Annotated in this window: 5 protein-coding genes; 2 read left to right on the top strand and 3 right to left on the bottom strand. The window is 52.4% G+C overall.

Annotated elements, in window-relative coordinates; translation table 11 throughout:
- Positions 1 to 205: hypothetical protein (locus tag LKK83_RS26780; protein ID WP_324634533.1), on the top strand; the 205-nt coding region annotated here is incomplete at its 5' end.
- Positions 206 to 240: 35 nt separating this feature from the next.
- Entirely contained in the window at positions 241 to 1710 is a 1470-nt protein-coding gene (locus tag LKK83_RS26775) for a hypothetical protein (RefSeq protein WP_324634532.1), read from the top strand.
- Positions 1711 to 1770: 60 nt separating this feature from the next.
- Here the strand turns inward: LKK83_RS26775 and LKK83_RS26770 are convergent, their stop codons facing one another.
- The 3 genes from LKK83_RS26770 to LKK83_RS26760 all read right to left on the bottom strand — a co-directional run bounded on the left by LKK83_RS26770 (position 1771) and on the right by LKK83_RS26760 (position 5333).
- A complete protein-coding gene (locus LKK83_RS26770) occupies positions 1771 to 2766 on the bottom strand; it encodes a tetratricopeptide repeat protein (protein ID WP_324634531.1) in 996 nt (331 codons plus the stop codon).
- A 179-nt stretch (positions 2767 to 2945) separates the two neighbouring features.
- Positions 2946 to 3404, bottom strand: a complete 459-nt coding sequence (locus LKK83_RS26765) for a DUF2141 domain-containing protein (protein ID WP_324634530.1) — start codon at positions 3402 to 3404, stop codon at positions 2946 to 2948.
- 732 nt (positions 3405 to 4136) lie between these two features.
- The gene (locus LKK83_RS26760) at positions 4137 to 5333 is read right to left on the bottom strand and encodes a hybrid sensor histidine kinase/response regulator (protein ID WP_324634529.1); all 1197 of its coding nucleotides are present in this window, start codon (positions 5331 to 5333) and stop codon (positions 4137 to 4139) included.
- Positions 5334 to 5428 lie beyond the last annotated feature (95 nt).

The raw sequence follows: 5428 nt of genomic DNA, 5'->3' as shown, positions 1-5428 counted from the left end.
GCTCGGAAGCTTGGTAGTCTATATTATAATGGGAATAGTGACAATTTTCGCCAAACCCTTAGCCTCCCATTATGATTACAATGTAACGCGAAATTGCCCGCTTCGCACAAAAAAAATAATTTTTTTAACCGGAAGCGCGATCGCGCCCCAGAAAAGAGCCAGAGAAGGGGAAACCCGAAGGGAAGAAGGGGCAAAAGACGGGTAAGTTAAAACAAGAGAAAGTCCAAAATAGAAGTGTAAATGTTAAGCGCCTCGAAGATTGCGAATCAATTCTCCCAACCGCTCGATCGCGCCGCCATAGCACTGATTGCGGTGCTGACGGTAGCGATCGCCCTATTACTGTTTGGGGGAGACAGTACCGCCCCGAGAGTGCGGGACTTTAGCTGGGAGGATAGAGAAATCGGAGCTGAAGAGAGAGCCTTTATCGTCACCTTCAGTCGTCCGATGGATCGGGTCAGCGTCGAAGAGAATTTAGAAATCGAGCCAGCGTTACCGGGTAAAATTAGCTGGGCCGGACAGAGGATGGCCTATACACTCGATCGCCCCTTACCCTATGGGATGGAATTTGAGCTAGAAATAGAGGGTGCGCGAGATCGCTTTGACAATCCCGAGACAGCGACCCCGATCGATCCCTATGTGGGCAGATTCAAAAGTCGCGATCGCGCAATTGTTTACCTAGGCGTAGAGGAACAAGAACGCGGACAGTTAATTTTGTACAATTTAACCCAAGGGGAAAAAACGGTTCTCACCGAAGATTTAATGGTAATGGACTACGAACCCTATCCCAAAGGCGATCGGATCTTATTTTCCGCCAGCGATCGCCACGCCGGATCCAACGAGTTACTCGAACAGAAACTCTACACCGTCACCACAGGTCGAGATGGGAAACCCCCGGGAAAAATCGAGTTAGTCTTAGACGCAAAAAACTATCAAAACTTCAGTTTCGATTTATCTTCCGACGGCTCCACCATTTTAGTGCAGCGCTTGAAGAAAGGCAAAGGGGGGAAAGTGGGCTTGTGGATGATAAAAGAGGGAAAAAAAGCGAAACCCCTAGAAGCGGAACCGGGGGGAGAATTTTTAATTACCCCAGACAGTAATGCCATCGCGATCGCCCAAGGGCAGGGGTTAGCGATTTTGCCCTTAGAAGCCAACGCCGAACCGTTAGAATTTCTGCCGAAATTCGCACAGGTGCTAGATTTTTCCCGCAATGGTGCGGCGGCGGCGATGGTGAAATTCAACACAGACTATACGCGATCGCTGTTTCTAGTCACCAACACCGGGGTGCAAAAAGAATTGCGACGCATCAAAGGGTCGATTCTCGATGCCGAATTTAGTCCCGATGGGAAGATTCTCTATACCCTGCTGACCACCCTAATCGAAGGGGATGAATATCGAGAAGAGCCATATATTGCCGCGATTAACCTAGAAACCGAAGAGGCAACCACCTTGGTATTGCTACCGAAGCAAAGAGAGATTCAGATGAGTTTATCTCCCGACGGGTTAGGGTTGCTCTTCGACCAAATCTCTACCACAAATCGAGGCAGAAGTCAAGGGAGCGAAGCAATGCCGCGCACCAATTCCGGGGAAGCGATCGTCACCTCGCGCTTGTGGTTGCTGCCCTTAGAGCCGAGTATTCCCCCCGAGGAGATAGACAATTTGACACCGGTGGACTTTCCCTTTCGCGGGTTGCGCCCCGAGTGGTTGCCATAAAAAGAACCAGAAAGAATCGCGGATCCTCGTCCGCGATTCTTTCAACTTAGGGGTGCAGAGTTAATTTTGTAGGCGATCGCGCAGATTCGCGAGTTGCTGTCGGGCCTTAGTGTGGTTAGGGGTAATTCTCAGGGCTTGGTCATAGGATTCGATCGCTTCTTCATAGCGTTCCAACTGTTCCAGGGCCAGACCCCGGTTGTACCAGGCACTAGCCGGACCGGTAGTCAAGCCCCATTCCCCGGTACTATCGATCGCGCGATCGTAAGATTCCACCGCCGCCTCGTACTCGCCGAGGATCAGGAGAGCGGTACCTTTGTTGTACCAAGCCAGGGCGAACTGAGGATCCAATTCCAGGGCGCGATCGAACGCGGCGATCGCCTCATCGCGACGCTCTAATTGCCACAGAACCGACCCTCGGTTAATTGCGGCATCAGCGGCCCGGTTATCTCCCCATTCGCTATTACCTTCTAAGGCGCGATCGAACGATTCGAGCGCCTCTTCGTACTGTTGCGCCTGTTTGAGGACCATTCCGCGACTGAACCAGGCTAGAGAATAGTTCGGGCGAATTTCCGTAGCGCGGTTCATCGCCGCGATCGCCTCATCGTACTGTTCCAACTGTTCGAGAACCATACCGCGACCGATCCAGGCATCAGCATTATTAGAATTGAGGTCGATGACGCTTTGGTAAGCGCGCAGGGCATCCTCATATTGTTTGGAACTGAGCAGATATTGACCTCGGGAGAGCAAAGTTTCCACCTCCGTCGGGGCAGCGGCGGGGGTGGATTCACCCGTATTCTCCCCCGAAGGAGTATCCGGTTGCAGAATCGTCTGGGGAGTTGCCCGGGGTGCAGTGGGATCCGCAGAGGGTTGAGGAGTCATCTGGGGAGTCGCCCTAGGGGCACTCGGCGTCGATGGTGCATCCAGGATAACCCCCGGAGTCGTCACTTGTCCCGAGTCCTGGCTGCCCGTGGGATCCTCCGGGGCGGCTAAAACCGAGACCGGAACCCACAGACTCATTCCCGCCATGATGCCCAGCCAGGTGAAGATTCGCTGCATAATTTTCGCCTCCAGTAAGCAGTGATAGATCGCAGTGGGGTCAGCCGAATGCCGTAGCGCGCCCCAGTGGCGCGGTAATGCAATCCGACCTTCCCTCTTCACGATATCTTCAATTGTTTAGCGATCGCCTTCGATTGAACAGCCACAGTTTCCACCCCTACCTAAAGCAAGGCTTACAATCAGAGCAAATAATTCAGGTCGATCCGAATCGTGGTATTTTGTCCCGCCAAAAAAAACGTGGCATCGCGAAATTGTGGCGGTCCGGTGAGGATGGGGGGGTTATTGGAAAATCCAAACCCTTCTTGGGGAATGCCGATTTGATTGGTGTTGAGTTCCCCATCAGCATTTTCATCGTGAAATAAAGCCACCGCATAGTTGCCAAAATTCAGCCCGTCCAAGGTGAGGGTCAGGGGAGTTTGAGAAATAGGGAAACAAGAGGCTTTGAGGGCTTTCATCGCATCTTTGGGAAATCCGTCGCTGCGAGAAAAAACAGTCAAACAAATATTGCCTTGTTGGTTAGTCAGTCCATCCACTTCCACCGTGAGCTGACCCGCATCAAGGGCGCGGGCACCTCCTGGTAGAGAGAGGCTTGCCACCATTGTACCCAACACGGCGATCGCCTGGAATATTTTTTGCATAGGATTGATGTGGTTTTTTAAAGGGTTAACGTAGGCGGAACACAGACTTTATGTTTTGTTTTGGTGGTAGATTGCCGCTTATTTTTTGCAATGATTTGCATCGTGCAATCCTGGTATTGGATGGAATTGAGGTGATGAATGGTTATCGAGGTAACCACACAGCCAGCCCTCCACAATTTTAACGGCCATCTCCTTCCATCAATGTTTTAGTTACCCTGAATTGTATCTTACAGTTAAGCGATTTGAGCGCTAGTGAATAGGGAGTCAATCAAACCCGAAACCTCGCGGTTCTCCGGTGGAGAAGAGTGGACAGAGATTCTACAGGCTCGCCGAACGTGGGGGCATCCACCCCTTCTGGCGGGTTGAGCCTAAGCACTGGGGTTTCCGTTCCAGTTGGGGAGGCGGGTTAGGGTTATTGTAAGAGAATGGAGGGAAAAAATAGGGGGATATTTTTAAAGTTTTGGTAAATTAAAGAGCGATAATGTAGCGGGGGATTAAAAGATGCAATTCAGGGAAAATGGTTTCCCCAAAGCAGGGGAGAAAACCTTGCCGATCGCGAGGCACAAGGGAGGGGGACGGGAGTGAAGAGAGTGCTGGAGTATTGCCCACACAAAAGGAGAAGAAGCGAAGGGGAGACCCAGACCGAATGGGAAGCAGCAGCGTCCCTGCCCTGCGATCCATCCGGCATCGAAGGTAAAGATTGCCCGGGGGCGAACTCCCGCCTGAGTCGAGTTAAGACAAACGGCGTTGGGGAATCCTCACCGTAACAATCGTGCCCTCATCGGGAGAGCCTTCCAGGGTCATCTCGCCTCGATGTAACTCCACATATTTTTTGGCGATCGCCAAACCCAAACCCGTCCCCTGAATAGTACCCACATTGCTCCCGCGATGAAACGCATTAAACAACTGGGGCTGTTCATCCGGGAGAATGCCAATCCCCGGGTCTTGGATGCGGAAAATCACCCAATTGCCGGCAGGGTTGCCAGCATTGTCAGGAGAATCAGGGGAGTGAAGCGCGGCACTGTCAGCAGGGGAAGAGTGAGCGCAGCTCAACTCAAAATGAATTGTGCCTCCTTTTGGAGAATATTTAATCGCATTCGAGAGTAAATTGCTCAACAACTGGCGTAGGAGTTTAGGATCGGCGATCGCATCAGCACAGTGTCCCTGAGAGGTAAAGTTGATTTGGTGGGGCGAATGAGGCGTCAAGTGGCACTCAGCGATCGCCGCCGTGCAGAGTTCTTCCAGATTCACCGGTACCGGTTCGAATTCGAGCTGACCGGATTCAACCCGATCGATCGAGAGCACGTCAGAAACCAACTGCGTCAGGTGATGAGCAGCGGTTTGAATGCGCTGTAGGTGTTTCGTCCGCTTGCTTTCATCCCACTTTGGCCAATAACATTCCAGCAATTCCGCCGAAGACAAAATAGCCGTCAGGGGAGTGCGGTACTCGTGAGAGACCATCGTCACGATGCGGGATCTCAAGTCGCCGAGTTCGCGTTCGCGGTCTAGTGCCCTGACAATTTCGCGTTCCGCTTGCCTTTCCTGAAGCAGACGCTGCACCCGCCGACGCAGAACCGCCCAATGAATCGGTTTGGTGATATAGTCTGTCGCCCCCGCTTCAAACGCGCGATCCACCGAGTCTTCATCTTCGAGACTGGTAATCATCAACACGGGGATACCCCGACCGGGGGAGAGTGCTTGGATTTGGGTACAGCAGGTAAAGCCATCCATCACGGGCATCCGGGCATCAAGCAGCACCATATCTGGGTGAAGCCGCTTGTAAATATCTACACCCTCGATCCCGTCAGAAGCCTCAACCACCTGATACCCTTCATTTTGCATGGCGCGACGCAGCATCATGCGAGTTGTCCGATCGTCATCCACAAGAAGGATGAGGGGGGAGTTGTTCTGGGAATCGGTGTTATTCATCTACTAACTTGCCATTGCATTGTGACGTACTCCCGACGCCGACCGCTTAGGCGGTACGGCGCGGGCTTCTGGGCCGAGACCTTTGAGATCTGGGT

It is taken from the genome of Phormidium sp. CCY1219, assembly GCF_035615515.1.
GTDB lineage: Bacteria > Cyanobacteriota > Cyanobacteriia > Cyanobacteriales > Laspinemataceae > CCY1219.
Note: the sequence above shows the minus strand (reverse complement) of the source record. Positions and strands in the feature narration are given on the sequence as shown.

What these genes read in the sequence shown, in the direction of transcription:
- LKK83_RS26775 (WP_324634532.1), top strand. Translation starts at nt 241, where the DNA reads ATGTTAAGCGCCTCGAAGATTGCGAATCAATTCTCCCAACCGCTCGAT.
- LKK83_RS26770 (WP_324634531.1), bottom strand. Translation starts at nt 2,766, where the DNA reads ATGCAGCGAATCTTCACCTGGCTGGGCATCATGGCGGGAATGAGTCTG.
- LKK83_RS26765 (WP_324634530.1), bottom strand. Translation starts at nt 3,404, where the DNA reads ATGCAAAAAATATTCCAGGCGATCGCCGTGTTGGGTACAATGGTGGCA.
- LKK83_RS26760 (WP_324634529.1), bottom strand. Translation starts at nt 5,333, where the DNA reads ATGAATAACACCGATTCCCAGAACAACTCCCCCCTCATCCTTCTTGTG.